At 61.0% G+C, this 24,573-nt stretch carries 22 protein-coding genes; 13 read left to right on the top strand and 9 right to left on the bottom strand.

Annotated features, from left to right (window positions below; genetic code table 11):
• Nucleotides 1-1,490 (top strand): FAD-binding protein (locus C1722_RS00305; protein WP_102377490.1); only part of this gene is annotated, 1,490 nt, incomplete at its 5' end.
• 710 nt (nt 1,491-2,200) lie between these two features.
• Here C1722_RS00305 and C1722_RS00315 read toward each other — a convergent pair.
• A complete protein-coding gene (locus C1722_RS00315) occupies nt 2,201-3,130 on the bottom strand; it encodes a MarR family winged helix-turn-helix transcriptional regulator (protein WP_102377491.1) in 930 nt (309 codons plus the stop codon).
• A gap of 179 nt (nt 3,131-3,309) precedes the next feature.
• Here C1722_RS00315 and C1722_RS00320 point away from each other — a divergent pair, with 179 nt between their 5' ends.
• The 4 genes from C1722_RS00320 to C1722_RS00335 all read left to right on the top strand — a co-directional run bounded on the left by C1722_RS00320 (nt 3,310) and on the right by C1722_RS00335 (nt 6,845).
• Nucleotides 3,310-4,140, top strand: a complete 831-nt coding sequence (locus C1722_RS00320) for an SAM-dependent methyltransferase (protein WP_102377492.1) — start codon at nt 3,310-3,312, stop codon at nt 4,138-4,140.
• A gap of 78 nt (nt 4,141-4,218) precedes the next feature.
• The gene (locus C1722_RS00325) at nt 4,219-5,127 is read left to right on the top strand and encodes a patatin-like phospholipase family protein (protein WP_102377493.1); all 909 of its coding nucleotides are present in this window, start codon (nt 4,219-4,221) and stop codon (nt 5,125-5,127) included.
• A 75-nt stretch (nt 5,128-5,202) separates the two neighbouring features.
• On the top strand, nt 5,203-6,078 hold the full coding sequence (locus C1722_RS00330; RefSeq protein WP_102377494.1) for a tRNA threonylcarbamoyladenosine dehydratase: 876 nt from the start codon (nt 5,203-5,205) through the stop codon (nt 6,076-6,078).
• A complete protein-coding gene (locus tag C1722_RS00335) occupies nt 6,075-6,845 on the top strand; it encodes a TatD family hydrolase (RefSeq protein WP_102377495.1) in 771 nt (256 codons plus the stop codon). Before C1722_RS00330 ends, C1722_RS00335 begins: the two co-directional genes overlap by 4 nt.
• On the opposite strand, the gene C1722_RS00340 is transcribed toward C1722_RS00335, so the two are convergent.
• On the bottom strand, nt 6,842-7,420 hold the full coding sequence (locus C1722_RS00340) for a hypothetical protein (RefSeq protein WP_102377496.1): 579 nt from the start codon (nt 7,418-7,420) through the stop codon (nt 6,842-6,844). The two genes, C1722_RS00335 and C1722_RS00340, sit on opposite strands and share 4 nt — an antisense overlap.
• A gap of 489 nt (nt 7,421-7,909) precedes the next feature.
• Here C1722_RS00340 and C1722_RS00345 point away from each other — a divergent pair, with 489 nt between their 5' ends.
• Nucleotides 7,910-9,025: a hypothetical protein gene (locus tag C1722_RS00345; RefSeq protein ID WP_102377497.1), complete on the top strand. Its 1,116-nt coding sequence runs from the start codon at nt 7,910-7,912 to the stop codon at nt 9,023-9,025.
• Between the two features lie 70 nt (nt 9,026-9,095).
• Here C1722_RS00345 and C1722_RS00350 read toward each other — a convergent pair whose 3' ends face one another.
• Nucleotides 9,096-9,890, bottom strand: coding sequence for a nitroreductase family protein (locus tag C1722_RS00350; RefSeq protein WP_102377498.1), 795 nt, complete (start codon nt 9,888-9,890; stop codon nt 9,096-9,098).
• Nucleotides 9,891-9,929: 39 nt separating this feature from the next.
• Nucleotides 9,930-10,913: a diaminopimelate dehydrogenase gene (locus C1722_RS00355; RefSeq protein WP_102377499.1), complete on the bottom strand. Its 984-nt coding sequence runs from the start codon at nt 10,911-10,913 to the stop codon at nt 9,930-9,932.
• A gap of 186 nt (nt 10,914-11,099) precedes the next feature.
• Between C1722_RS00355 and C1722_RS00360 the strand changes: the two genes are divergently transcribed.
• The 4 genes from C1722_RS00360 to C1722_RS00375 all read left to right on the top strand — a co-directional run bounded on the left by C1722_RS00360 (nt 11,100) and on the right by C1722_RS00375 (nt 14,515).
• Entirely contained in the window at nt 11,100-11,825 is a 726-nt protein-coding gene (locus C1722_RS00360; RefSeq protein ID WP_102377500.1) for a response regulator transcription factor, read from the top strand.
• Between the two features lie 109 nt (nt 11,826-11,934).
• Complete coding sequence (locus tag C1722_RS00365; RefSeq protein WP_102377501.1) at nt 11,935-12,876, top strand: ABC transporter ATP-binding protein; 942 nt, start codon at nt 11,935-11,937, stop codon at nt 12,874-12,876.
• Complete coding sequence (locus tag C1722_RS00370) at nt 12,870-13,640, top strand: hypothetical protein (RefSeq protein ID WP_102377502.1); 771 nt, start codon at nt 12,870-12,872, stop codon at nt 13,638-13,640. The genes C1722_RS00365 and C1722_RS00370 overlap by 7 nt, the downstream gene beginning before the upstream one ends.
• Entirely contained in the window at nt 13,637-14,515 is an 879-nt protein-coding gene (locus tag C1722_RS00375) for a sensor histidine kinase (protein WP_102377503.1), read from the top strand. Before C1722_RS00370 ends, C1722_RS00375 begins: the two co-directional genes overlap by 4 nt.
• Here the strand turns inward: C1722_RS00375 and C1722_RS00380 are convergent.
• Both C1722_RS00380 and C1722_RS00385 read right to left on the bottom strand, forming a co-directional pair.
• Nucleotides 14,512-15,210 (bottom strand): response regulator transcription factor, encoded by a 699-nt coding sequence (locus C1722_RS00380; protein ID WP_102377504.1) that lies wholly within the window; start codon nt 15,208-15,210, stop codon nt 14,512-14,514. The two genes, C1722_RS00375 and C1722_RS00380, sit on opposite strands and share 4 nt — an antisense overlap.
• On the bottom strand, nt 15,188-16,954 hold the full coding sequence (locus tag C1722_RS00385; RefSeq protein WP_102377505.1) for an ATP-binding protein: 1,767 nt from the start codon (nt 16,952-16,954) through the stop codon (nt 15,188-15,190). The genes C1722_RS00380 and C1722_RS00385 overlap by 23 nt, the downstream gene beginning before the upstream one ends.
• Before the next feature lie 286 nt (nt 16,955-17,240).
• Here C1722_RS00385 and C1722_RS00390 point away from each other — a divergent pair, with 286 nt between their 5' ends.
• Nucleotides 17,241-19,595, top strand: coding sequence for a molybdopterin-containing oxidoreductase family protein (locus C1722_RS00390; protein WP_102377506.1), 2,355 nt, complete (start codon nt 17,241-17,243; stop codon nt 19,593-19,595).
• A gap of 3 nt (nt 19,596-19,598) precedes the next feature.
• Nucleotides 19,599-20,171 (top strand): 4Fe-4S dicluster domain-containing protein, encoded by a 573-nt coding sequence (locus C1722_RS00395; protein ID WP_102377507.1) that lies wholly within the window; start codon nt 19,599-19,601, stop codon nt 20,169-20,171.
• A gap of 80 nt (nt 20,172-20,251) precedes the next feature.
• Here C1722_RS00395 and C1722_RS00400 read toward each other — a convergent pair whose 3' ends face one another.
• Nucleotides 20,252-21,913 carry an FAD-dependent oxidoreductase gene (locus C1722_RS00400; RefSeq protein ID WP_102377508.1) on the bottom strand — a complete coding sequence of 554 codons (1,662 nt, stop codon included), beginning with the start codon at nt 21,911-21,913 and terminating at the stop codon, nt 20,252-20,254.
• Nucleotides 21,914-22,168: 255 nt separating this feature from the next.
• Between C1722_RS00400 and C1722_RS00405 the strand changes: the two genes are divergently transcribed.
• Nucleotides 22,169-23,584, top strand: coding sequence for a response regulator transcription factor (locus C1722_RS00405; RefSeq protein WP_102377509.1), 1,416 nt, complete (start codon nt 22,169-22,171; stop codon nt 23,582-23,584).
• A gap of 112 nt (nt 23,585-23,696) precedes the next feature.
• On the opposite strand, the gene C1722_RS17705 is transcribed toward C1722_RS00405, so the two are convergent.
• Together C1722_RS17705 and C1722_RS00415 are read right to left on the bottom strand one after the other, a co-directional pair.
• Complete coding sequence (locus tag C1722_RS17705) at nt 23,697-23,963, bottom strand: aminoglycoside 6-adenylyltransferase (RefSeq protein WP_180994954.1); 267 nt, start codon at nt 23,961-23,963, stop codon at nt 23,697-23,699.
• On the bottom strand, nt 23,863-24,549 hold the full coding sequence (locus C1722_RS00415; protein WP_102377511.1) for an aminoglycoside 6-adenylyltransferase: 687 nt from the start codon (nt 24,547-24,549) through the stop codon (nt 23,863-23,865). Before C1722_RS00415 ends, C1722_RS17705 begins: the two co-directional genes overlap by 101 nt.
• Nucleotides 24,550-24,573 lie beyond the last annotated feature (24 nt).

The raw sequence follows: 24,573 nt of genomic DNA on the forward strand, positions 1-24,573 counted from the left end.
GCGCAGCCGAGCTCGGCGCGCAGACCATCTGCGTCGAGGCGATGGGATTGCACGGCGGCAACGCGCAGGAGGCGGGCATGTGCGCTATCCTCGGCGGCTCCAAGCTGCAGGAATCCAAGCGGTTCGCCTTCCCGAGCTATCCGTTCGACGCCCGGGCGCTGGCCGACTGGGCCATCGACGAGTACCACTATGCCGCCGACCCGCATCTCATCTACCGCATCGCGGAGGCAGGCGGCGCGTGCATCGACTGGATGGGCGATTGCGGCGTGCGGTGGCGCCTCGGCGAAGTGCCCGTGTACGTGGCACCGAAGAACTCAACGCTCGACCATCACGTGCTCAAGATGAAGGATGCCACCGATGCCATGTTCAGCTTCGGTCAGAAACACGGCGTCGAATACCATTTCCAGAGTCCGGCCGAGGCGCTCGTGCAGGATGGCGACGGCCGTATCGTGGGCGTTGTGTGCCGCGAGGATTACAAGCGCGAGGTGTACATCCACGCCACGCAGGCCGTCATCCTCACGGCGGGCGGCTTCTGCAACAACAAGGCGCTCCTGAAAGAGTACATTCCCACCGCTGCGATGGGTTGCGCTTCGAGCTATCTGACGGCGGGCGAGACCGGCGAGTGCTTCCGCATGGGGCTCGGGGTGGATGCCGACGTGTCGGGGTTCAACAGCTCGGCATCGTTTGACGGCGGCGTCGATTGGGAGGCGGAGGGCGGGCAGTGGGCGCGGTTCCTCTACGACGGCATGACGCAGCTGTCGCGCCAGCCGTGGTTCACGATCGACCGCTGCGGCAACCGCCTGCGCTACATGGACAGCCGGGTGCACGAGGACGGCGCGAACGCCATCTACGCGCTCGGCGATCTGGCGACCATCCAGATGACGCCTCCGGGGCATCGCTCCTACATCGTGTTCGACGCGAACTACGAGGACCATCTGGCGGGATTCGCCCAAGAACACTGCCGCAAGCTCATCACGCCCGATCTGGAGCAGATCGAGAAGGTGCCCGAGCACTACCGCGACTGGCACCACGGCGTGCAGGACGCCATCGACGCCGACGTGCTCAAGAAACGCGACACGCTCGAGGAGCTCGAACGGGACCTCGGGTTCGCCGAAGGCGTGCTCGTCGAGGCCGTGAACAGGTGGAACGAGACGTGCGAGAGGGGCGAGGACGACTACATGTACCCCATGCCCGCCGAGTGGCTCCACGCCATATCGACGCCCCCGTTCTACGGGTGCCGCATCGGCGGCAACCTGTACGGCACGAAAGCGGGCCTGCTCATCAACGACGAGATGCAGGTGATCTCGACCAGCGGGAAGGCGATTCCCGGCCTGTACGCCGGCTGGCACACGGCGGGCGGTGCGTGCGGCGAGAACAGCTACATCGGCGATCCGATCTTGGGTTCGCTTTTGGGAGATGTGAGCCTGGCGTTTTGCGGGGGCTATCTGTGCGGAACGTATGCGGTGCAAAACGAACGGGAGAATGCGTAAGCGCAAGCTTACCGAAGGAGGTATGACATGCTGCAACACATGAAAGGCATGGCGCGCCCGTATGCGACGCTTTTCGCTCTCGCGCTCGTGGTGGCCGTGGTGGCGCGAATCGGGCTTGCGGTGATGGACGTCACGGGGACGCTCGCTTACGACTACATTTCGGCGGCCGACGTGCCGATGCTCGACGTCATCTGCTCGATCCTCACAGGATCGACGTTCGTGGCGTTCATGTTTCTGGCGGGCCTCGTGCTCGTGATATCGACGGCGGGCGTGGCGCTCTACGGGTTTCTTTACGAGCGCGGCTATGCGGGTGCCGGCAAGCCGGCGATGGCGTTTCTGTGGGGATGGGCCACGGCGCTCGTCGCCATCGTGTGCGCGTTTGTCGTGGCGAGCGGCATCCTTTCGGCGGTCCAGGTGGGCTCGATGAGCTCGAAGCTGCCGTCGGCCGCAGTGCTGGTGGTGGCGCTCGTCGTGTTCGCGGCGTTTATTGGCACGCTTCTGGCGGCGGCCTCGCCGGTGATCTGCGCGTGCGTCGCCCAGGCCCGGGCGAGGGGCNTTCGGCGCGCGTGCGCTGGAAAAGCGGGCGGAAGCGGCTGTGTAGGGGCGATCGCGCGCGGGCGGCTTCCGATTCGGCGGCCGCTTGGCTTTGAGGTCGAGTGCAATCGCGGAGCTCGGCGGCTCGCAGCGCCGCAGTCGCGTACGGGGTTTGGCTAGCCGATGGGCTCCAGGAGGTCGAGCGCCGCCTTGCGTTCGGCCTCTTCGCGCGCCTGCATGTCGGCGAGAACCACATGCCCCGCTTCGGCGAGCGCAAGGCTTTGGCCCTCGTCGAGCCTGCTCCATAGAAACGTTTGCGCTACTTCGTCGACCGTGCGGGCGATGAGGCGCTGCACTTCGGATCCCTGCGGCGTAGCCGAAGCGAACACCGCTTTGCGATCGACGGGGCTCGCGAGGCGCTGCGCCCACGAACGGCCAGCGAGTCGGTCGACCGAGCGTGCGACGGTGACGGGAGTGAGCTGGAGCTGATGAGCCAGATCGCCGATTCTCAGGGGCGCGTTCGCCTCGCCGAGCTTCATGAGGACGAGGCACTCGTTGAAAGAAGCTCCGCAGGTGCCTCTCAGGGCGTCTTCCATGGCTTTGCGTATGAGTTCGAGCGAAACGAGCGTGCGCGAGGCGAAGTAGCGTTTTGCCGCTTCTTTCGAGAGGGGCGGATCGATGTTGGCACCCGCTGCGATCGATGCTTCGAGGATGCTGCGGTACGCTTTGTTCTGCGTGGGGAACAGGGAGTACAGCTGCTCGACGATGGCCTTGTTCGCCCGATCGACGAGAGCAGTGCCCTCTTTGGTTATGCGCACGTCGCGGATTCGCCCATCGCCCTTCGCTCTCTTGTGGCGTTTGACGAGCCTCTTTCCCTCAAGCGCGTTGACTACCTGAGAAGCTACGTTTGCCTTGATGTCGAGCAGGGCGGCGAGATCCGATTGGGCGAGGCCGGTGGGTGCGGCGGCCACCAGTTTGACGAGCGCGCGAAACTGGGTAACGCTCAGATCGCTCACGCTTTTCAGACCCGCCTTCAGGGCGCGGTGGGTCAGCTCGCATGCGACGAAGAACGATGAATCGAGCGACAGGTCGCTGCGGGTGGCCATGGTGACGTACTCCTTGCAATTGTTTCTCTGCTGAACTAATGGTATCCGTTCGCTTTCCACGGGGGCGGTATCGCGCAAAGTCTCCACGCAAAGCGCGGGCAAATGCACCCCTTTTTTAGAGTTCGTCGCCGTTCCCGTATAATGGCGAAACGGCCAACCTTGACGAGAAGGCGAATTCCATGGATCTCTACACCGCACTGCAAAGACCCCGGCCCTACGAACGGCAGGCGAGCATCTGGACCGATCCTCGCATTGCGCCTCAGATGCTTCGGGCTCACCTGGATTCCAGCAGCGATTCCGCGAGCTACGCACCGGGCAGGATCGACGAAACGGTTTCATTCCTGGTTGATGCGCTGCGACTGTCGCGGGGATCGTCGCTCGTCGACCTCGGATGCGGACCGGGGTTGTACGCCGAGCGGTTCGCCCGCGCGGGGGTGCAGGTGACGGGGGTCGATATATCCGAGCATTCGATTGCCTATGCGCTCGATCGGGCACACGGCAAGGGGCTGGATATCGAGTATCGCGTACAGAGCTATTGCGATCCGTTCGGGAGCGACTGCTTCGATGCCGCTATGCTCGTTTGGGAGGATTTCGGGGTGCTGTCGCCCGGGGAAAGGCGGGCGGTCCTCGAGAACGTGCGCCGTTCGCTTCGTCCCGGCGGAAGGTTCGCCCTCGACGTAGCGTCGGAGAAGCAGCTGCCCGACCCCGATGACGGTGCCGCTGGAACGTGGGAGGCGTACGAGGCGGGATTCTTCCGCGATCACCCTCACGTTGTCATGAGGAAAACGTGGTTGTTCTCGGAAACGCATTCGTTCTGCGAAACGAGCGTCGTGGTCGATGGCGGCATCACCGTCTATCAGAACCATCAGACGGTCTTTTCCGTACGGCGTATCGTCGATGAGCTTGAGGATGCGGGATTTTCCGTCGAAACCGTCGGCGACGATCTGCGAGGCACTCCGTATTCGGGCGAATCGCTTCAGATCGGAGTTGTTGCCGTAAAACCGCAATAGGCGGATGCGGATGTCGGGTTCGTCCACAGATGGAAATCCTAGCCGCCCCGACCGAAGGGCGCGGGTATACTGTGCTTCATGGAATCCCTTACGGTAAACATACCCGACGTGGCTCTCGTCATCGAAGGCGGCGGCATGCGGGCGAGCTATACGGCGGGCGCGATCGTCACGCTTTTGGAGCGCGGTCTTCATTTCGGGAAGGTCTACGGCATTTCGGCCGGGTCGAGCCATGCGGTCAACTACGTGTCGCGCGACATGGAGCGGACGAAGGCTTCGTTCGTCGATCTGGTAAATGATCCGCAGTTCGGCGGCGTGGCCAGCATGCTTTCGGGCAAAGGGTACTTCAACGGGCCGTACCTCTACGAGGGTGTGGCCGAACAGCTTGCAGGTACCGACGAGGTGTTCGCGTTCGATTGGGATACGTTTCGGGCGAACCCCGCCGACGTGCATATCGAGGGGTTCGATTGGGATACGGGCGAGACGGTGGCCTGGACGAAGGCCGACATGCCCACCATGCGCGCCATGATGCTGCGCGTGCGGGCGAGCTCGACCATGCCCATCTTCATGCCTCCGACCGTGATAGACGGGCGCACGTACATGGACGGCGGCATGGGGGATAGCTGGGGCGTGCTGCTCGATGCTGCGCGCCGCGACGGGTTCGAACGTTTCTTCATCGTGCGTTCGCAAAAGCGCGGCTACCGAAAAAAGCCCTTGGGGTCCGTCTCGCAGGCGCTGTTTCGGGCCGCGTTTCGGCAGCACCCGCTGGTAGCGCAGCGCTCGATCGAGCGCTGGCGGTTCTACAACGATATCCTCGACGAGGTCGAACGGCTCGAAGCCGAGGGGTCGGCGATGGTATTCTACCCCGAAGAGATGCCCGTTTCGAACAAGGAAACCCGCTACGATAGGCTGCGGGCCGCCTACGATCGCGGGTACGCCCAGGCGCAGCGCGAAGCCGATAGCTGGGTGTCTTGGCTGGGGGTTTCATAGCGTCGCTTCGCGATGTCGCAGGGAATCGGCAGATACTTGTCGTGCTACCATAGACGCCGACAGAAAGGACGGTCTATGACAGCCGATGGTCAGAATGCCGCTTCGAAGCTCGAAGTCATATTGGGTCGCGAAGGCGTAAGGCGCCTTGGCGAATCGACCGTTATGGTGCTCGGCCTCGGGGGCGTGGGCTCCAACTGCGTCGAAGCTTTGGCTCGCGGCGGTGTGGGGCGCCTCGTCATCGTCGATCACGATGTCGTGCAGGAGAGCAACATCAACAGGCAGGCGATTGCCTTCCATAGCACCGTAGGCCGCAAAAAAACCGATGTTATGCGGGCGATGATCGCCGACATCAATCCCGATACCGCGGTTGTTGCCCACGATATGTTCGTGCTTCCCGACAACCTGGGCGGTCTGTTCGACGAACACGAAAACGCATTCGACTACGTGGTCGACGCCATCGACACGGTGTCGACAAAGCTTGCGCTCGCTGCGCTCGCTCAGGAACGGAAAATCCGTCTCATCAGCAGCATGGGGGCAGCCAATAAGCTCCATCCCGAGTGCTTCCGCACGGCAGACATCTACGAAACCGTCAATTGTCCGCTGTGCCGCGTCATGCGTAAAGAGGCGAGGAAGCGCGGCATCGAGCGCCTTCGCGTGCTGTATTCGTGCGAGCAGCCGGTTGAAACGGCTGCGGCCGAAGGCGCGCAACGGCGCGAGCGAACGAACCTCGGAACCGCATCGTTCGTGCCGCCGATCATGGGCCAGATGCTAGCGGGCGAGGTGATCCGTGCATTATCGGGCATCGGTCAGGATCGCGAATCCGTGGACAGCGCGATGAAGCTGGCCGATTCGATCAAGCCGAACCGGCGGGAATCGGGCAGCGTGCGGGCTTCGGGTGCCGATGCGGGAGGCGCTCGCGTTTCGAAGGCTGCGGGGAAGGGCGTTCGATGAGGATCTTCGACATGCACTGCCATCTTGATTTCGCAGACGACGCCCAGCGCGCCGCACGCGAAGCGGCCGCGCGCGGCATCGGCTGTTTTTCGGTGACGGTAACGCCGCAGGATTACGAAGCCGCCGTCTGCGAGCTCGAACCATGCGAAAACGTACGGGTGGGGCTCGGCCTGCATCCTTGGTGGGTGGCCGACGGCCTTTGCGGTGAAGACGACATCGCCCTGTTCGAGCGGCTCGCCGCATCGACGGCTTTCATCGGGGAGGTGGGACTCGACTTCGGCGCGCGCCGCTCGGGAACCGAGGACGCGCAGGTTGTGGCCTTCGAGCGCGTGCTTTCGGCGTGCGCTGCGGGCGGCAAGGTGCTGTCCGTCCATGCGGTTAAGGCGGAAGACGCAGTACTCGACCTGCTCGAACGCCATGCGCTGCCCGAAGGCAACGCGTGCATCCTGCACTGGTTTTCCGGTTCGTCGGATCAGCTGCAGCGAGCGGTAGCGCTCGGGTGCTTTTTCTCGGTCGGCCCTCGCATGGTGGCCTCGAAGCGCGGGCGCGAGTATGCGAAGGCAATCCCTCTCGACAGGCTCCTTCTCGAAACCGATGCGCCGCCTCAGCCTGGCTCGGCCATCCCCTACGGCGAGATCGAAACCCTGCTGGTTTCCGCACTCGAGGCTGTCGAGCTCTTGCGGGGCGAAGGTTCGGCTGCCCGCATCGCCCAGACGAGCGAACGACTGCTCGGCGGGCGCATCGAAGGGCGTCTCGGGGCTGTCTAGCGGTAGTCGCTTTCGTCGGCGAATTGCCAGCCGAGCAACGCGTCGCCGACGAGCCTGAACTCGAAGGGCAAAGGCTTTGCGAGCTTGCCTTCGTCGATGTTCATCGGAATGGCTTCGAGTTCGTGCTGCATCTCGAAAAACGAGATATCGTCGAACACCTCGCCGTACTCGTCGGCTTCGTCGGGGTCGATTTCGAGTATGGCGATCACGGCGTCGAGGTAGCCGTCCAGCCTCTCGCTGCTTGTCCTGATGGCATCGATCTCGCTTCGCTTGAAGACGGAGAGCTCGGCGCAATACCAGCCGATGGCGTCCTCGTCGTCTTCGCCCATGAGGTCGCTGAGAACGATATCGTTCTTCTCGAGATCCTCGATGGTGTAGCATTCGGCGAGCACGTCGGGCGTGACGAGCATCGCCTCGTTCTCGTCGCAATCGCTCATCACGTAGATGGCGAGCAGGATGAGCATGTCATCGCGATAGTCGAGCGAGATGCCGAAGTGGTAGTTCGGATCGTCGTGGTACGACCCCCAGAAGATATCGGGCTGGTTTTCGAGGAGGGTCTGAGCGGTGGCTGCCATGGCGTTCCTTTCCGAGGATGCTGCGCGCGGGCGCGCATGCAAACTATAGCACGGAAACCCGCGCTCCGGCCGCAGAGGAGGCCTTACGCCGCCTGCGGCGGGACTCGGGTGCCGGAGCGCTTCTCGCAGAGGACGGAAAACGCAACGAACAGCAGGACGGCGGCGAGAGGGAACGGCATGTCGAAGGAGCCTGCGGCGACGACAGGCGGAATCCCACTATGACGAATGCTGACAAAGCGATCGCGTTTCCGCGGGGTATGCGGACCTCGGTGCGCCGGATTGCGGACGATTTCAGGAGGCGATGCGCACGTTCTATGGCTGGGAGGTAACGGTTGGATGGAGAATCGCATGCCTGCGATTCCGTGCGTTATGTTCGGAGGAAAGATACTGCGCGCGGGCGATGGGCTATGCAGTCGTCGTCTCTGGCGATGGACGCCCGCGCCATCCCGCACGCTGCGCGACAACGACAATGCCGAAAGGAGGCCTTCGATGGCGCATGGGACCCAAGAAGTTCGAGCCGAGCAACCTCGGAAGGGGGGCCTGTTCGACGACCTTTCGGCGACGCAGGTTATCGCCGGGGCGCTGGCGGCGGTCACCTCGATGCTGCTGGCCTCGCAGATAGGCATTGCCGGTTCGGTGATCGGCGTGGCCGTCGGCTCGGTCGTTTCGGCGGTTGCATCGCAACTGTACAAGAAGTTCCTTGCGGCTTCGGCCGAAAAGATCAAAGACCTGCATCCCATCGAGGCTTCTGCCGGGGCGGCGACGTTCGGGCCCCCGGCAGACGAGGCGATGCCTTCCGAAGCCGCTGGGCAAGGCGAGAGCGAAACCGCGTGGCGAGCGGACGGGGAAACCAATCGCTTCGACACGGTTGCCGTCCCTGCGAAAACAGCGGTTTTACCCGTTGTCCCCCGGCAATCGACTACGCCGAGCCTCGACGACACCGCCCTGCAGGGCGACGCGACAGTCATTCGAGCGAAGACGATGCGCAGGCGCAAGAAGCAACTGCAGCGGCGCGTGGCGGCGGTCGCCGCCGTGTCGGCCTTGGTCGCCGTAGTGGTTTCGGCGTTTCTCGTGAATGCGGTTACCGATGGACAGGGCATCGGCGCCAAAGTTTCGCCTTTGCCGTCGATTGCCGGGCAAAGCCAGTCTTCGGATGCTGGGCGGGAATCCAGCTCCTCCGAAGGAGATTCGGCTGCGCAAAACGGTAAGGCGCAAGACGAGAGCGCCTCTTCGTCCGACGATGCGTCGAAGGGCGCGGATTCCGATCAGTCGGGAAGCGACGCCTCTTCGGGCAGCGGTCAGGCTGGCGGTGCGACCGACCCCTCGAATCCGTCGGGCGGAAGCGGGGGACAGGGTTCCGGGAGCGGCTCGGACGGAAGCGGGACCGCCGGCGACGGCCAGGGGTCGGACGGGCAAGGCTCCGGCTCGGGCACCGGCCAGGGGTCGGGTTCCGGTTCGGGTTCAGACGGCGGCTCGGGCACCGGCAGCGGCTCGACCTCCGGCTCCGGCCAGGGGTCGACCGGCAAGAACACGAGCGGATCGAACATCGCGCAGGTGGGCAGCGGACAGTCGGCCAAAAGCACAGCGAGTGCGACCCCGCGGTAGGGCGGTGCGTTCGCCGTCGGATCGGCGCGCTGTCCGCCCGTACGCCGGGCGGACAGCGCCGGTCGAATCGCTATCGGAGGATAACCGAGGCTGGTTTTCTCGGTGCCGTGCGCCGATACGAAACGGCAGGATAGCCGGCGAGCATGCAGCAGGATATCTCCTTGCCTTCGATGCCGAGCCAGCTTTCGAGCGTCTTGCTTCCCGAAACGATGTGCCTCAGGTATCCGCTGTGCAGCACGCCCGCGCCGTGCGCGACGGCGGCGAGTTCCATGTTCGCTGCCGCGAGGCCTCCGTCCCACGGGTTTTTGGTGACTACGAGAAAGAACGTCGGAGCGTTGAAGAAGAGACGGTCTTCGCTGTTCTTGCGATAGGCTTCGTGCATCTGATCGAAGATGCGGGCGTACGGCGATCGCTCTTGCGCAAGCCGTTCGGCCACACGGGGGAGCTCGTCCCAAAGCATCTGCTTGAATTCGGCGAGCCCCTTCTTGACGACGACGATCTTCGTGCGCTGCCTGTTTCGGGCGGTTGGGGTGTAGCGGGCCGCCTGGATCATGTCGTCGATGACCGCATCGTCTAGGGTTTCGCTGGTGTACGAGCGGACGCTCCGGCGGGATTTGACGGCTCGAATCAGCTGGCTGGAGTTGAGCGCGGGCATACGATTGATGCTCTCGACGTCTTCCATGTCGTACGAGGGGATGCTCGCCGCCTCCGTCGGGCATACGGCAACGCAATGCCCGCATTCGAGGCAGGGGCCGCTCACGACGGCGATCCCGTCTTCAAGGCGCAGTACTCCCGGGAAGCAATCGTCCACGCATTCACCGCATCCGATGCAGCGGTCGGCGTCTATGTGCACAGCGATGCCCATGAGCGCTCCTTTTCGTATCTCGGATCCGTTTTCGGTTTCCTACAGGAGGTGTTCGCGCAGGTACTCGCCGCCGTACGGAGAGAGATACGCGGGCGCGATATCGAACACGGTGCGGGCTCCCGCTTGGCCCTCCTGTGCGAGGCGGTGCGCTGCGCGGGCGAAGGCGACGAGGACGTTGCCGGTGAATCCGGGGTTCGAACCGAGCTTGAGGGAGTACTCGATGAGGGCGGGGTTTCCGTCTCCGGTCTCGCCGCTGCGGAGGACGAACCCGCCGTGCGGCATGGCGGCGTGATCGCGGTCGAGTTCCTCCTGCGAGATGAAATGCACGGTCGTGTCGTAGTCGGCGAAGTAGTTGGGCATGGTTGTGATCTGCTCTTCGACGGCGTCCGCGTCGGCGCCTTCGTCGAGCACGACCCAGCACTCGCGCAGATGCTTCTGCCTTGTGGTGAGCTCGGGGTTCGAGCCGGAGCGCACTGCTTCGAGGGCCGCTTCGACGGGAATGGTGTACTGCTTCGCATCGGCGACGCCTTCGATGCGGCGGATGGCATCGGAGTGACCCTGGCTCACGCCGCGGCCCCAGAACGTGTAGTCGGTGCCCTCGGGCAGCACGCAGGTGCCGTACAGGCGGTTGAGCGAGAACATGCCCGGATCCCAACCGCATGAGATGACGGCGATGGTGCCCGCATCCTGCGCGGCCTTGTTGACGATGGCGAAGTGCTCGGGGATGTTCGCGTGGGTGTCGAAGCTGTCGACTACGGTGTAGCGGGCCGCGTAGCGGGGGGTCTGCTCGGGCAGGTCGGTCGCGCTTCCGCCACAGAGAATGAGCACGTCGATATCGTCGGCGCCCTGATCGAGCTCGCTTGCGGGGCGCACGGGCACGTCTTTGGTGTGCGCAGCGACCGTCGAGGGATCGCGGCGGGTGAATATGCCGACGAGCTCCATATCGTCGTGCTGTCCGATCGCGAGCTCGACGCCGCGTCCGAGGTTTCCGTAGCCGAGAATGCCGATGCGTATGCGTTTCATGAGTCTCCTTGCTGGTTGTCGTGTACGGGTCCGTGTATGTGCTGGATACATACTAATGCTGCGCTCGGCGCGATAGGGAAGAGAATCCGCAAGCCAACGGAGAATACAGAACGCCGCGCAAGTCATGTGCCGTACCGAACGCAGCGGCGAAGTGGAGATTCGCGACCGCTTTGCTATAATCGCGGCATGGATTTTGGGAACAACACGAAACCGAGCATTCTCGTCGTCGAGGACGATGCGGCGATCAACGACGTCGTGCGTTCGTTTCTCGGCAAAGCGGGATACGCGTGCACGCCGGCGTACTCGGGAACCGAGGCGCGCCTGCTCATGCAGGATGCAGGCGCGTACGACCTCGTGATCTGCGACCTCATGCTGCCGGGCATGCGCGGCGAGGATGTCGTGAGCATCTTCCGCGAAGGCAGCGATGCGCCCGTCATCGTGATATCGGCGAAAAGCGATGTTTCGAGCAAGGTCGATCTTTTGAGGATCGGCGCCGACGACTACCTCGTGAAGCCCTTCGACCTCGAGGAGCTGCTCGCGCGCGTCGAGGTGCAGGCGCGGCGCGCATCGCAGCGCTCGGGGATGGGCAAAGCGCCCGGCCGCACGCTTCGCTTCCGCACGTGGGAGATAGACCTCGACGAGCGCGCGTTTCGCGTTGCAGGCGCACCGGTCAGGCTCACGCGCACCGAGTTCGAGATGGTTGCCGCGCTCATGGCCCATCCGATGCGGGTGTTTTCGAAGAAGGATCTTTCAGCGGCGGCTTGGGGCGACGAGGGGGCGCTCGAGGAGAAGAGCGTGAGCACGCATGTCGGCAACATCCGCAGCAAGCTCAAGGAGACGGGAACCGACGGCTTCATCGAGACGGTATGGGGTGTGGGGTTCAGGCTCGCAGACGACTCGCGATCCCAATGATTCGGGGCCGTCCTTTATCTTGGAACTTTCTTGCAGCTTCTCCAGAGGTTTCTGAAAATCCGTTCTCTATCGTGGAGGCAATGCAAAACCTTCAGGAAGGGGAAACGGTATGAATGCTCTTCGGACCGTGGCGCTCGGCAAGCGATACGGCAGGACGTGGGCGGTCGATCATGTGACCATGACGGTGGCTCCGGGCGACATCTACGGATTCGTCGGTCGCAACGGGGCCGGGAAATCGACGCTCATGAAGATGGTGGCGGGATTGTCGCTGCCGACAAAGGGATACATCGAGCTGTTCGGCGACGTCGTGCGCCCCGGCGAGACGAACTCGCGAGTCGGGTCGATCATCGAGGGACCCGGCGTGCATCCCAACCTATCGGGGCTCGACAACGTGATGTGCCGCGCGCTTGCGCTCGGCTCGGCGAACCCCCGCGCGATCTCGGGCGACGTGCTCGCGTTCGTGGGCCTTGCCGATGTCGCCGGGCATAAGGCGGGCTCGTACTCGCTCGGCATGAAGCAGCGCCTCGGCCTTGCGCTCGCTTTGGTGGGCTCTCCCGATCTGCTGCTGCTCGACGAGCCTTTCAACGGGCTCGATCCGGAAGGCGTGCGCGACATCCGCAGTCTCATCACGCGCCTCAACGAGGAGCGGGGCATCACGGTTTTCATCAGCTCGCACGTGCTCGATCAGCTCGAGCGGATGGTAACGCGCTACGGGGTCATACGCGGCGGGCGCCTGGTGCGCGAGCTCGCGGTTGAGGATGTCGAACGGGAATGCTCCGACTATCTGTGCATCGAAAGCCCCGAAAGCGAGATGGCGCTGGCCGTGCTCGAGCGCGCGCGGCCCGACGCCGCCCTCGGCGTGCACGAGGACGGATCGATCCGCGTCGACTCCGACCTTTCCTCCGAGGAGGCGGGTTGGATTCTCGCCAAGGCCGGGATCCCCGTATCGGCGATGTATCGCCACTCACGCGATATCGAGGACTACTTCGTCGAGCTCATGGACGAAGCGCCCTCGCGAGGCGATCGCGCGGGGGGAGGCGCGTCATGCTGAGCATGCTGAGGTCGAATCTGTACCGCCTTGTGAAAACGCGCCTTACGTGGGCGTACGCCATCGTGTGCGTGCTGCTTATCTGCATGGAGCCCCTGGTGTGGTTTTTCACGGCGAGCTCGTCTGCGTCCTATGGCGACCCGCTCAACCCGACCATGACCGCCGTGCAGATGTACGGGAGGACTCTCGGATCGGGGGTTGTGTTTTTGGCAAGCGTCTACTGCGCGGTTTTCTTCGCCGCCGATTTCAAGACGAAATCGATCAAGAACGTGCTTCAGGCAAAGGGCGGCCGCGTATCGTATGCGCTTGCTGCGGCGGTAACGGTCCTGGTTGTGCAGGTGGGGGCTATGGTTGCGAGTTCGGTGGTGGCTGGAGCGGCGTATCAGGTTCTCGGTTTTGCAATCGCCGAAAGCAGCGTGGTTGATCTGGCGCTTCTGTTCTGCCAGTTCCTGCTCGTTTCGACGGCGTACTCGCTCATCGCCGTCCTTTTTGTGTTTGCAACGGGAAACGAGACGCTGGCCACGGTTGCAACGCTCGTCGTGTCATCGGGCCTTGTTGAATCGTTTCTGCGGGTGGCCCTTGCGAACGTATTCGCTGATTTTCCGCCGCTGCGCGATTGTCTCGATGGGTATCTTGCCGTCCAGATGAACCTTTTGAGTGCGGGAGCGGTATCGGATGCGGGCGGGATCGCGGCTGCTGCGGCAACGTGCGCCGTCGCACTCGGCTTGTGCGTGCTGGTAATGAAGAAAAGGGAGCTTGCAAAATGATCGTCGCCGTTATCGTCCTCTCGGTTGCCGTTGTGCTGCTTCTCGTGCTTGCCCTGTGCTATGAGCGGGAGTTTCGAAGCGTCGCGCGGTTCCTCGGGGGCGCAGACGATGCCAGCAACCAGCGTTTGACGGTCGAGCTGCGCACGCCGGGAACCGTCAAGGCGGCAAGCGCGGTGAACGGCCTGATCGACGATCAGGGGCGCGTGCGCCGCGAGGTTGAGGGCGAGAGGAGGCGCTTCCGCGAGGACATGGCGGCGCTTTCGCACGATGTGCGCACGCCGCTTGCCGGGGCCCAGGGCTACCTGCAACTCTACGGCTTCGAGGACGACCCGGACGAGCGGGAGCGCTGCGTGAGCGAAGCGCGGGCGCGGCTCGCCGCGATGAAGGAGCTCGTCGACCAGCTGTTCGAGTACACGAAGGCCCGCGATCCAGGTTGCGAGCCTCGCGAGGGGGCGGCATCGGTGTACGATGCCGTTGTCGAGGCGTTCGCCTCGCTGTACCCGAGTTTCGCCGGCAAGGGGTGGGAGCCGGCCATCGATTTCGAGGACGAGGCGCTTGCGGCGTCGGCGGATGCCGACGATCTCGTGCGCGTGTTCTCGAACCTTGCAGCGAACTGCTTGCAGCACGGCTCGTCGGCTCCGACGGTCGTGCAGCGCGGTCGCACCGTTGCCGTCTCGAACCGCGTAGACGACCCCGCTGCCATCGACGAGGGGCGATTGTTCTCGCGATTCTACCGAGCCGACGCATCGCGGGGATCGGCGGGCAGCGGCCTGGGCCTTGCGATCGTGGCGAGCCTGTGCGAGAGGATGGGGGCCACGGCGCGGGCGTCTATCGAGGGAGACGTGCTGACCGTTGAAATCGAGTTCGCGCGCTAGCACGCCTCGGGTTCGAGGCGGTAGCCGATGCCCCAGACGGTTTGGATGATGCGGGGATCGGACGGATCGTCTTCGACCTTTTCGCGGAGCTTCTTGATGAACACGGTGATGCTCGACGTCTCACCGACGAATTCCTTTCCCCACGCCGCCTCGACCAGCTGCTCTTTGGAGAGTACGATGCCGGGGTTGCTGGCAAGCGCGAAGAATATCTTGAACTCTTTCGGCGTGAGCGAGAGCCTCTCGTCTCCTTTCGTTACGCGGAACTGCGCGACGTCGAGGGTGAAGCGGCCGATGTCGAGCACCTCGTCTTTCGAGGCCGTTGCGACGCCCATGTTCGCGCGGCGGAGGTGCGCCTCGATGTGCATGAGCAGCTCGCGCGGATCGAACGGCTTTACCATGTAGTCGTCGCTTCCGGCCTGAAAGCCGATGCCCTTGTCCACGATGTCGCCCTTGGCCGAGAGGAAGATGATGGGAGCTGTGATGCCACGTGCGCGCAGCTCGCGGCATGCGGCGAAGCCGTCCATCTTCGGCATCATGACATCCATGATGATGAGATCGGGCTTTTCCTGCTCGGCTATTGCAAGTGCGTCGAAACCGTTGTCGGCGTAGGCGAACTCGTATCCCGCATCGAGGAGCATGCTCGACACGAGCCGTTCGATGCTGATTTCGTCGTCAACGAGCAGTATCTTCATCATATTCCTCCGTATCGACGGGTGCGTAGGGGATCCGCACGGTGAACGTGCTCCCCGCTTTGCGAGCCGACGAGACCGACACGGTGCCGCCGTGGAGTTCGGTGAGCTCTTTGACTACGGCGAGGCCGAGCCCCGTTCCTCGGTAGCGGCGGTTAGGCGATTGCCCTGCCTGTCGGTAGCGTTCGAAGATGCCTTCCCGGTCTTCCTCGACAATGCCGATGCCGTCGTCGGCGACCGATATGACGATGGATCCGAGATCGGGCGAGCTTCCGTCTCCGGTGCTGTCTCCGGCGTCTTTCCCGTGCGCTTCGGGAGGCGCGAATACGGCACGCACGTCGACCGTTCCCCCGGCATGCGTGTACTTGATGGCGTTGTCGACGAGGTTTTCGAGTATGCGGCGAAGCTTCTCCCAATCGGCCATCGAGAGCGGGATGTCGGAATCGGCCCGTGCCGTCAGCGCGATGTCCTTGTTCTTGGCAACGGGTTCGAGCGAGTTTTTGATGAAGCCGATCAGGTCGACGAAATCGACGGGTTCGGTGATGAGCTCGTTTTTATGGGCTTCGGCCTTCGAGATGGTGAGGATGTTGTTTACCATGTTCAGCAACAGCGTTGCATTCGCCTCGATCTCCTCGACGGCGTTGCGCGTTTTGTCGTCGAGCGAATCGACGGTGCGTAGGATGCGGGCGAACGCGAGTATCGAGGTGAGCGGTGTGCGCAGCTCGTGGCTCATGATAGCGAAGAACTCGTTTTTGTAGGCGGTCTCCTCGCTCAGTTTGTCGAGCGTTTTCTTGAGCTCCGATTTCTGGTAGATGAGCAGATCGTTTAAGGCTGATAGCTCGTCGGTCTGGTTCTTGACCTCGGTCTCCATGCTGGTGTAGAGCCGCTCGAGGCGCCGCGCCATCTTGTCGAAGTCGTTCGCGAACTCCGTGATCTCGTCGGGACGCCCCGTGTTCTGCAGGTCGAGTTCGTAATCGAACGCGCCCTTGCCGATCTGCTTGGCGGCGTTTCCGAGCGCTTCGATGGGACGCAGCACGAGCTTGCTTACGGCAACATATATGCCGATGCAGGCGATCACGAGCACGAGCAGCACCATGAACACCTGCTGGATCACGCTCGTCTGCATCCCGGCCGCGTAGATGTCCATGGGTTCGATGATGGACATGGCACCGCCGATATCGCCGACTTGCATGCCCTCCTTTTCGTAGCCGTACTGATCGAGCTCGCCTACGGGCTCGCCGTGGCATTCGAGGCATGTCTCGGTTACGTAGAGCGGCTCGGTATAGCGGAATACGCGCTGGCCGTTCTCGTCGGTTCCCACCCCGTAGTAGGCTTCGAGCTCGGGATCGGCGGCAAACGCCTCGAACGCCTCTTTCTCGAACTCGTCGGGCGCGCTTGCCAGTTGGCGCGGGTTCTCCTTGACGAAGTGAATTACGTAGTCGGTCTGGGTGGTGAACAGGGTGCTGACCGATTTTGCAGCCACAACGCACACGAGGTGCTTCGTACGGAAGGTGCCGTCATCGTTGCGGTTGATAATGTCTTGGTTGATGTCGACGAAATCCCATACGGCGCGCATTTCGTCGGCGAGCACCTCGGCCTTCTCGAGGGCTTCGTTCTGCGATTGCTGCTGCTGGAGGTTCACGTTCCAGAGCGCGTCGACGATCATGAGGATAACGACAAGCGCGCCGATCAAGACGGCGAATTTGAAGCGGATGCCGTAACGGAACGGCTTAGCGTTCTTTGCGAGCATTTCATCCTCCGTGCGCCTGCGTTCGGTCCCCTTGCTTCCTCGTGCGCCCAACCGCGCCCTCGTCTGTACGGCGCCCCTCGCCGTCGTAACCATTATCTGCGAAAATACGTCGGAGGGGAACGGGCTTGGGGCTCGGTAATTCTTTTTTAATACTTTGCAGGAATTTCTTAATGGAAAGTTCAATTCGTAACCATTGAATCACGCTGTCGAAGTGCGGAGAATGAACGAGAGGGGCACCGGGGGTGAAACGGTGCTATCGAGTAAGACGATCGAGGAAGGGAACTCTATGAAGCAATCTGCTGATCATGGAATGCCGTCGCTTTCGCGCAGGACGTTCGTGGCCGCAGCGGCTGCGACGGGCGCAGCTGCCGTCGGCCTCGCCGGATGCAGCCCGGCGGCCGAGAAGGAGCCTGAGAAAGAAGCATCGCCGGAAGTGGTTGACCCGTATGCGAATGCCCAAGTGTTCTATACGTCCTGTCCGCCCGAGTGCCAGCATCACAATTTAAAGGCGTATGTCGTTGACGGTGAAATCGTTAAAGTCGAATCCTCCGAGATGAATGACTGCTCGGCATGTGCTCGCGGTATTTCGCGTAGCTATATGTCCAAGGATCCCAATCGGCTGACGGTGCCGCTGCTTCGCGATGGAGAAAAGGGATCCGGTTCATTCAAAGAGATCACGTGGGATGAAGCGTTTGACCTTATCGAAGAAAAGTTTAGGGATGCCATAGAGACCGATGGGGTTCAGTCTATTTGCTATGTAACTGGATCGGGGAACTTCGGTTCGATGCACGGTCCGGTTGCAACAGCGTTTTTTGCTCATTTGGGCGGTGCCAGCACCACGGTCGGCTCGCTGTGCTGCGCGGGAACGACTGCGGCGCAGGTCCCTATTTACGGACAGCGTTTTCTCGACACGCGAAACCAGATAGAAAAAAGCGATTACGTGATCGTGTGGGGCAATAACCCCTCCATCTCCAAGCAAGGTTATTTTCAACGTTTCGAGAGAGTCATCGAAAACGGTGGCAAGGTTGTCGTGATTGATCCGATCTTCACCGAATCGGCTTCCAAGGCCTCGGAATGGATTTCCCCGTGGCCCGGTACCGATGCGGCGATGGCGCTTGCGATGATCAAGGTTGTCATCGACGAAGAACTTTACGATAAGGATTATACGCTCGCGCATACGTGTGCTCCGTGTCTCGTTGACAAATCGACGGGCGAGCCGGTTCTTGAGGACGAGGCTGATCCTGCATCGTTCGTAGTGTTTGACGCTGCAGGTGGCGAGATCGTTCGACATGATAAGAGCGGGGTAGAGGCGGCGCTTACGCTCGATGGAACATCGGCTGCCGATGCATATAGCACTGAGTTCGAATTGATATACGCCGAAGCTGCAAAGTGGGACGTTGCTGCAGCCGAGGCTGAATGCGGCGTTCCTGCGGCCGATATCGAACGCTTGGCGCGCGAATACGCCCAGGCTGACAGGGCTATGATCATCCAGAATATGGGCGGATTCATGAGAACTGAAAACGGCACCAATGCGGTTGCCACCCAACTGTATCTGGCAGCACTCTGCGGGCATGTGGGGCACGAGGGCGACGGAGTCAGCGATGCTGGCGGTGTAAACGAGGTGAAAACGGGGGCTCCCATCGAGGTTCCCAAACTCGATAACACGGTTCCGGCGATCCCTCGATTCAGATTCGGCGAAGCCGTTCTCAATGAGGACCCGCTCAAAGTGAACGTATTCTGGTCGATGACCGGTAACCCGATGACCCAGTGGCCGAACACCAATATGGTACGTAAGGGTTTGGAGAAGATCCCCTTTGTCGTAACGGTGGACCAATACCTAACCTCGACTGCTTTGTATTCGGATCTTGTGCTACCGGTTGCTGCCCAGTTCGAACACGAAGACGTATTGGCAAATCATCGTAGTCACTGGATTCAGCTTTGCGAGAAAGCCATCGACGGACCCGGTGAAGTGAAGAGTGATTTCGACATATTCGCCGAGCTTGCTGGCCGATTCGATTTTGGGGAGGCGTTCAGCAAGCCGATGGAGGAAATGATCTCAAACGTGCTTGAACCAACGGGCGTTAGCTATGACGAACTGGTTGAGCAGAAGGCCGTTGATGTGGTCGGGTACGACTACATTCCCTATAAGGACGGTCAGTTTCTTACCAAGTCGAAGAAAGCGGAATTCTGGGTTGCCGCATGGAAGAAAGAGGGCTTTAGCCCGATTGCCACGTACGTTCGTGCCGAAGAGGATGCGCGCAATGAAAACGAGCTCGCATCGAAGTATCCTTTGTTCAGCGTGCAGCGCAAGACATACCGCAGTGTGCATTCGACTTTCAACAATCTCGAGTGGATGGATGAAGTGTGCGACGTGCAGCCGGTTATTCTCCTGAACGAGGCAGACGCCGAATCGCGCGGCATCGCAGATGGCGATACGGTTGTCGTGTACAACGATCGCGGTGAGCATCGTGGCATCGCCGAGGTAGGTACCAGAATCAAGCAAGGTGTCGTCGGCTTGCAGAACGGTTGGTGGGAGCAACAGGGCGGTTCGAGCAGTTACGTTACCAACGATAAGTGGAAGACGCTCGGCGGAACCCATTGCTGCAATCAAACTCTTGTCGAAGTGAAAAAGGAGGCGTAAACCATGGCGCTTGGATTCTGGATGAACAACAAGAACTGCTACGGGTGCAAAACGTGCTCCATTGCATGCAAGAGCGAGAAGCAATTGAACAACGGTGTTTTGCTTCGCCATGTTATCGAAATAAAGCAGAAAGAGCCTTTAGCTGTATCGTTTCTGTCGATGTCGTGCAACCATTGCGAGGAACCGGCCTGTCTGAAGAACTGCCCGGTGCAAGCTTATACTAAACTTGAAAACGGTATCGTGCAGCAGAACCACGATCTATGTATTGGCTGCCAAACCTGTGTTGAGGCATGCCCCTACGGTGCGCCGTGCTATGACGAGCAGGAGAGCAAGACGTACAAGTGCGATATGTGCGTAGATCGCCAAGCGGCAGGTATGCTTCCTGCATGCGTTGCGGCGTGTCCTGGCATGAACCTTGCAGTTGACGAAATGGATAGTCTGCAGAGTTCGCATACGGCTGATATCGTATCCGACGACGCGACGGAAACGCAGCCGAACTTCGTGATTACCGTCGATCCGCTGCTGAAGGGTGAACCGGATAACGTTGTGGTGGAAAACGTTGCTTCGAAGGCGTAAGAGCTTTTAGGTTGAGCGACAAAAAGAGAGCGGGCGCGACCATCCGGTCGCGCCCGCTCTCTGCGTAGCTTCGGTCCGGTTTATTCTTTCGCGATGAGCTCGCGTGCCGCTATGCGACCGAACACCATGCACTCGGTGATGTTGCCGCTGCCCTGGTATTTAGCAGCCCACAGCGATCCGAACTCTCCCGAGGAGTACAGGTTCGGGATGGGTTCGCCGTCGGTGTTGATGATCTGCGCTCTCTCGTTGCGGCGCGGGCCTCCGTCGGTGTTGAGAATCTCGGGGATGCACTTGATGGCGTAAAACGGCGGTGTGCTCACCGGAGCCAGCTGATCTGCCGGACGGTGGAACTGCTCGTCTTTGCCGTTTGCGCACGATTCGTTCCATACGTTGACGGTGTTCACCAGCTCGTCGACGGGCACCTCCATAAGCGCCGCAAGCTCTTCGATGGTGTCGGCAACAAGCGCGTAGCCGTCGGCTACCGCATCGATGCTGGGGTCGATCTCGGTTTTCTCGGTCTGGTTTTGCAGCGTGTTGTTTGCCACGTCTTTGCCCATGTAGGCACCGAATCGCTTGCCTTCGGAGTCATATACGAACCACTGTTTTGCGGGGAGGGGCAGCATCTTCCATTCGCCGCCGAAGTTCTGGTGTCCGTGACGACAGCCGTAGTGGAGCGAGAGGGGACCCTCTTCGCCCTGCGTGAACATGGTGGTCCCCTCCCATTCTTGATAGAAGCGGCGCCCGTTCACGCCCACCACGATGCCAAGCGCTTTTTTCAGGCTTCGGTACGGCATGGTTTTCTCGCCGTCGAGGCTGATACCGTTTGACCATGCACCTGCGAAGCTGTTCATGTGCCACATGCTGGCGCCGAGTTTCGCGCAAATCCGGTGCCCGTCACCTGTGTTTGCGGTGGCGCCCGCTGCGTGCATCTGTTCGAAGGAGAGGTAGTCCTGAAGCATCTCGGTGTCGTTTTCGAAGCCTCCGCACGTCATGACCACACCTTTACGCGCTTTTACGTAGACCCCCTTTCCCTTTTCATCGTATATGCCGCCGAGCACGGCTTTGGTTTCGGGGTCTTGAACAAGCGCGGTCAACGGTGCGTTCGTTTTGCGGGTGACCGTATCGGGGTACTGCTCCAATACCGAACTCAGAAACTTGCTTATATGCTGCCGGTCTTCGTCGGCATTGTCCTTTTTGAACTGGCATTTTGAAAACGAGCCCGAGTTCTCCAGTTCGAACCATTCGGCTTTGCCGTCGCCTTGCGGGGTTATCTTCACGTCATCTTCGATCATACCCAGGCCCTCAAGCCAATCCCAGTTCTCAGCGGTGCCTTGCGCATACACCTCGTAGATCGACTCGGGCGTGGCTGTGAAGCCCTCTACGAGCGCCTTCATGTACACGGCGAAGCTCTCGGGGTCCTCCGTGATATGAAACGATCCGCTGCAGACGGGCGAATTGCCGCTGCCGATGAGAGTCGATCCCTTTTCGAGCAGAAGCGTGGTTTCGCCGTTTCCTTCGGTTGCCATAGCGACTGCCGTTGCGAGACCTGCCGCCCCGGCTCCGACAACAAGGACGTCGAACTCTTCGTCCCACTGGATGTCGTGAACCGATTCCGCTTGGGCGTTCGCCTCGTTTTTGGCGGACGGTGCGCATCCCGCAAGACCCAATGCGGCGGCGCCCAGCATTGCGGCTCCGCTCGTCTTAATGAAGTTGCGTCGCGAAAGCGAGTTTCTTTTTTCCATCGTATCCTCCTGTTGCGTTCATCCCTGAATGCCTCGATTCGTCTTCTGGTACGGTTTTCGTATCCGGCTCGAAGCTTGCTGCCACGATATGCTGAGCAAGCATTCTTCGTGAGACCCCAATAGGAGCAAACCGGTGAAAACCGTGTAGCCCGATTCGGGCGAAAAAGCCTGCCGCGCATGCGCGCGGTACTTCGGAAGGAGGTTTTACGGATGCGAAGGACGCTTTGTGTGTGATAATGCGGGCGAGGAGGTTCCATGACGAGTTGTCGGGGAGATAGCGGGCAGGCGATGAACGTCGTTGCGATGGCGGTCGGTTTTTTCGTGTGGTACACCTGCTCGAACTGGGTGAGCGCACTGAGCTACGATGCCTCGTTTTCCCACTGGTGGCTCAATCGGTCGGGAGCGGTTGTGGTTGCGACCATCGTGCTGTGCATCGTTCTTTGGCGCGTGGAGATTCCCGATCGCGCGGCACGGGTACTCGATTGGGCGTTCGCCGTCTGCTATGCCGCTGCGATGCTGATGCTTTCGGCTGCGGGAGCCGACGAGGCGTTGCTCGGAATGCTCGTGGCGGCGCTCGTCCTGTTCGCTGGCGCACAGGTGTGGATGGTTGCGCGATGGGGATCGCGCTATGGGAGATCGTCGACTTCCGACGTGGCCAAAGCGCTGTTGCTGGCCATTGTGCTGGTGGCCGCCGCGAAAGCCGTGACGACTTTTCTTCCCGAACCTGCGACGATGACGTGCATGCTGCTGCTCCCGTTTCTTTCTGCAGGCATGCTGGTCTTCCATAGGACGAACATCGGGTGCGAGGCTCCCGTCGACCTGTGGTTCACGAAGCGATCGCTTGTTCCGTTCTCGCGGATTATCGTCGCGATGGCCGTGTTCTTCTACATCTGGTCGATTCTCAACATGGCGCTCAAGCAAAACACCGGCCATTACAGCTTCGGCACTGCGGCCACCCCATCGTTTACACTGGCGTCCCAGGCGATCTTGCTCATGTTCTGCGTTTCGGTGTACTGGTGGGTTTTCGTGCGCCGCGGACATATGGACATTACCGTGGTTTGGCGGTTCGCCTACGTGCTTATGGCCTTCGCGTTGTTCATGCTGACCGTTCTCGGCATGGCGCAGCTCATCCAGGCCTTTACCGGGGCGGCTATCGTTATTGCGAAGATGTTTTTATGGCTGGGGCTCGCAAACGTCGCCTTGCATAGCGCGTACAAGCCGTTCATGGTGTTCTGTCCCGGCATGCTGCTCTATTCGATTCCCGATTGGCTGGGAAGGAGCACGGCGTCGTTTTTTGGGCTGACGTCGTTCGATTCGGTGCTCGTATCGGCGCTTCTCGTGGTGAGCGTTGTCATGGTGGCGTTTTTCCTGCCGTCCCGCTCTCCCGATGTCCAATTGCTTCTCTCCGACCTGAACGGCACGGAGCGTCCGAGCGGTCCGGAAGTCGACGTCATCGACGGGCGTTGCGCTGCCGTGGGCGAACAGCGTGGACTGTCGAAGCGCGAAATAGAAATCATGCAGTACCTGTGCAAAGGACGCTCGCGACCTTACATCGCAGAAACGCTGTATCTTTCCGAGAACACCGTTCGCACTCATTCGCGGCGCATCTATGCCAAGCTCGACATCCACAACCGCCAAGAGCTGCTCGATCTGGTAAGCGGGGATCGGTAAACCGCTGTTGTCTCGGTGGGGTATACCTCGGGATCAGCGCGCATTGGTCGCTGCGTTTTAGCGAGCCGTCTGTTTGTGCCGGTTGCCTGTTGTGGCGATGGCAAGCAAGAGCTCATTGCTCCGTCCTCAGCGTCTCGATGTATTCTTCGATTGCCTTTCTGCGGTTCGGGCAACCGTACGAAAGGGATTCGCATACTTCGATCAGGGCGCTTTCGAACAGGTCGAGAGCTGCATAGAGGCTTTTCCATGCTGCGTCGATGCTGTCGAGCCGATACGTTTTAAACAGCGCTTCGCGTTCGCTTTCCGACAGAAAGCGGGAGTAGCCATTTGTCGTGCTTTCCCGTATTGAGCGGAAACCCGTTTCGCGCGCCTGCCGCATAGCCGAGCATCCGAAGAAGCTCGACGCGCAGTATCTGCTCGAACATCCAGTTCGCAAACAAGAGCTCGTTGCGCAGCAGTCCTCTTGCTGCATAGGTGCAGGCGAAGAAGAATTCGTTTGCACAGTCGCCGACGTATGCCGGTCGAGGTTTCTGTATCCAAAACCGCTCGTCGAACGGCTCCTTTATGTCCGCGCAGACGCCGTCTTTATCGAGCAGAACCCGAATCAACGGATCTTGTCGGGCGTACTCGGCGGCATCGGTATCGGGAACGAGGGTGAGGTCTATTTTCGTGCCGTCGGAAAACAGCATCAAATAGGAAAACCACCCGGCGGGAAAGTCGGGTGGGAATAATTCCATCGCCTCGGGTTTTTGCAAAAAGACTACATCGCCGAACGCTTCGAGCCACGCTTCGGAGCGGGTAAAGCTTTCTACATCCGTGACCAAGAAGGCGGCATCGTAATCCTGCCACGCGTCGGGAGGCACGCTTGAATTAACACGGCTTCCTTCGAGCGTCGCTGCGCGAATTCTCTCGTCCGAGCGCGCAATCCTCGTAAAAAGCGCAAACATCTCTGCTGAAGTCCTCATGATTGCCCTTTGCGGCTAACTGGC

This window comes from Raoultibacter timonensis, assembly GCF_900240215.1.
Classification (GTDB): Bacteria; Actinomycetota; Coriobacteriia; order Coriobacteriales; family Eggerthellaceae; genus Raoultibacter; species Raoultibacter timonensis.

Coding starts and splice junctions, on each gene's coding strand:
- C1722_RS00315 (WP_102377491.1), bottom strand. CDS start 3,130: ATGGCCACCCGCAGCGACCTGTCGCTCGATTCATCGTTCTTCGTCGCA.
- C1722_RS00320 (WP_102377492.1), top strand. CDS start 3,310: ATGGATCTCTACACCGCACTGCAAAGACCCCGGCCCTACGAACGGCAG.
- C1722_RS00325 (WP_102377493.1), top strand. CDS start 4,219: ATGGAATCCCTTACGGTAAACATACCCGACGTGGCTCTCGTCATCGAA.
- C1722_RS00330 (WP_102377494.1), top strand. CDS start 5,203: ATGACAGCCGATGGTCAGAATGCCGCTTCGAAGCTCGAAGTCATATTG.
- C1722_RS00335 (WP_102377495.1), top strand. CDS start 6,075: ATGAGGATCTTCGACATGCACTGCCATCTTGATTTCGCAGACGACGCC.
- C1722_RS00340 (WP_102377496.1), bottom strand. CDS start 7,420: ATGGCAGCCACCGCTCAGACCCTCCTCGAAAACCAGCCCGATATCTTC.
- C1722_RS00345 (WP_102377497.1), top strand. CDS start 7,910: ATGGCGCATGGGACCCAAGAAGTTCGAGCCGAGCAACCTCGGAAGGGG.
- C1722_RS00350 (WP_102377498.1), bottom strand. CDS start 9,890: ATGGGCATCGCTGTGCACATAGACGCCGACCGCTGCATCGGATGCGGT.
- C1722_RS00355 (WP_102377499.1), bottom strand. CDS start 10,913: ATGAAACGCATACGCATCGGCATTCTCGGCTACGGAAACCTCGGACGC.
- C1722_RS00360 (WP_102377500.1), top strand. CDS start 11,100: ATGGATTTTGGGAACAACACGAAACCGAGCATTCTCGTCGTCGAGGAC.
- C1722_RS00365 (WP_102377501.1), top strand. CDS start 11,935: ATGAATGCTCTTCGGACCGTGGCGCTCGGCAAGCGATACGGCAGGACG.
- C1722_RS00370 (WP_102377502.1), top strand. CDS start 12,870: ATGCTGAGCATGCTGAGGTCGAATCTGTACCGCCTTGTGAAAACGCGC.
- C1722_RS00375 (WP_102377503.1), top strand. CDS start 13,637: ATGATCGTCGCCGTTATCGTCCTCTCGGTTGCCGTTGTGCTGCTTCTC.
- C1722_RS00380 (WP_102377504.1), bottom strand. CDS start 15,210: ATGATGAAGATACTGCTCGTTGACGACGAAATCAGCATCGAACGGCTC.
- C1722_RS00385 (WP_102377505.1), bottom strand. CDS start 16,954: ATGCTCGCAAAGAACGCTAAGCCGTTCCGTTACGGCATCCGCTTCAAA.
- C1722_RS00390 (WP_102377506.1), top strand. CDS start 17,241: ATGAAGCAATCTGCTGATCATGGAATGCCGTCGCTTTCGCGCAGGACG.
- C1722_RS00395 (WP_102377507.1), top strand. CDS start 19,599: ATGGCGCTTGGATTCTGGATGAACAACAAGAACTGCTACGGGTGCAAA.
- C1722_RS00400 (WP_102377508.1), bottom strand. CDS start 21,913: ATGGAAAAAAGAAACTCGCTTTCGCGACGCAACTTCATTAAGACGAGC.
- C1722_RS00405 (WP_102377509.1), top strand. CDS start 22,169: ATGACGAGTTGTCGGGGAGATAGCGGGCAGGCGATGAACGTCGTTGCG.
- C1722_RS17705 (WP_180994954.1), bottom strand. CDS start 23,963: ATGCGGCAGGCGCGCGAAACGGGTTTCCGCTCAATACGGGAAAGCACG.
- C1722_RS00415 (WP_102377511.1), bottom strand. CDS start 24,549: ATGAGGACTTCAGCAGAGATGTTTGCGCTTTTTACGAGGATTGCGCGC.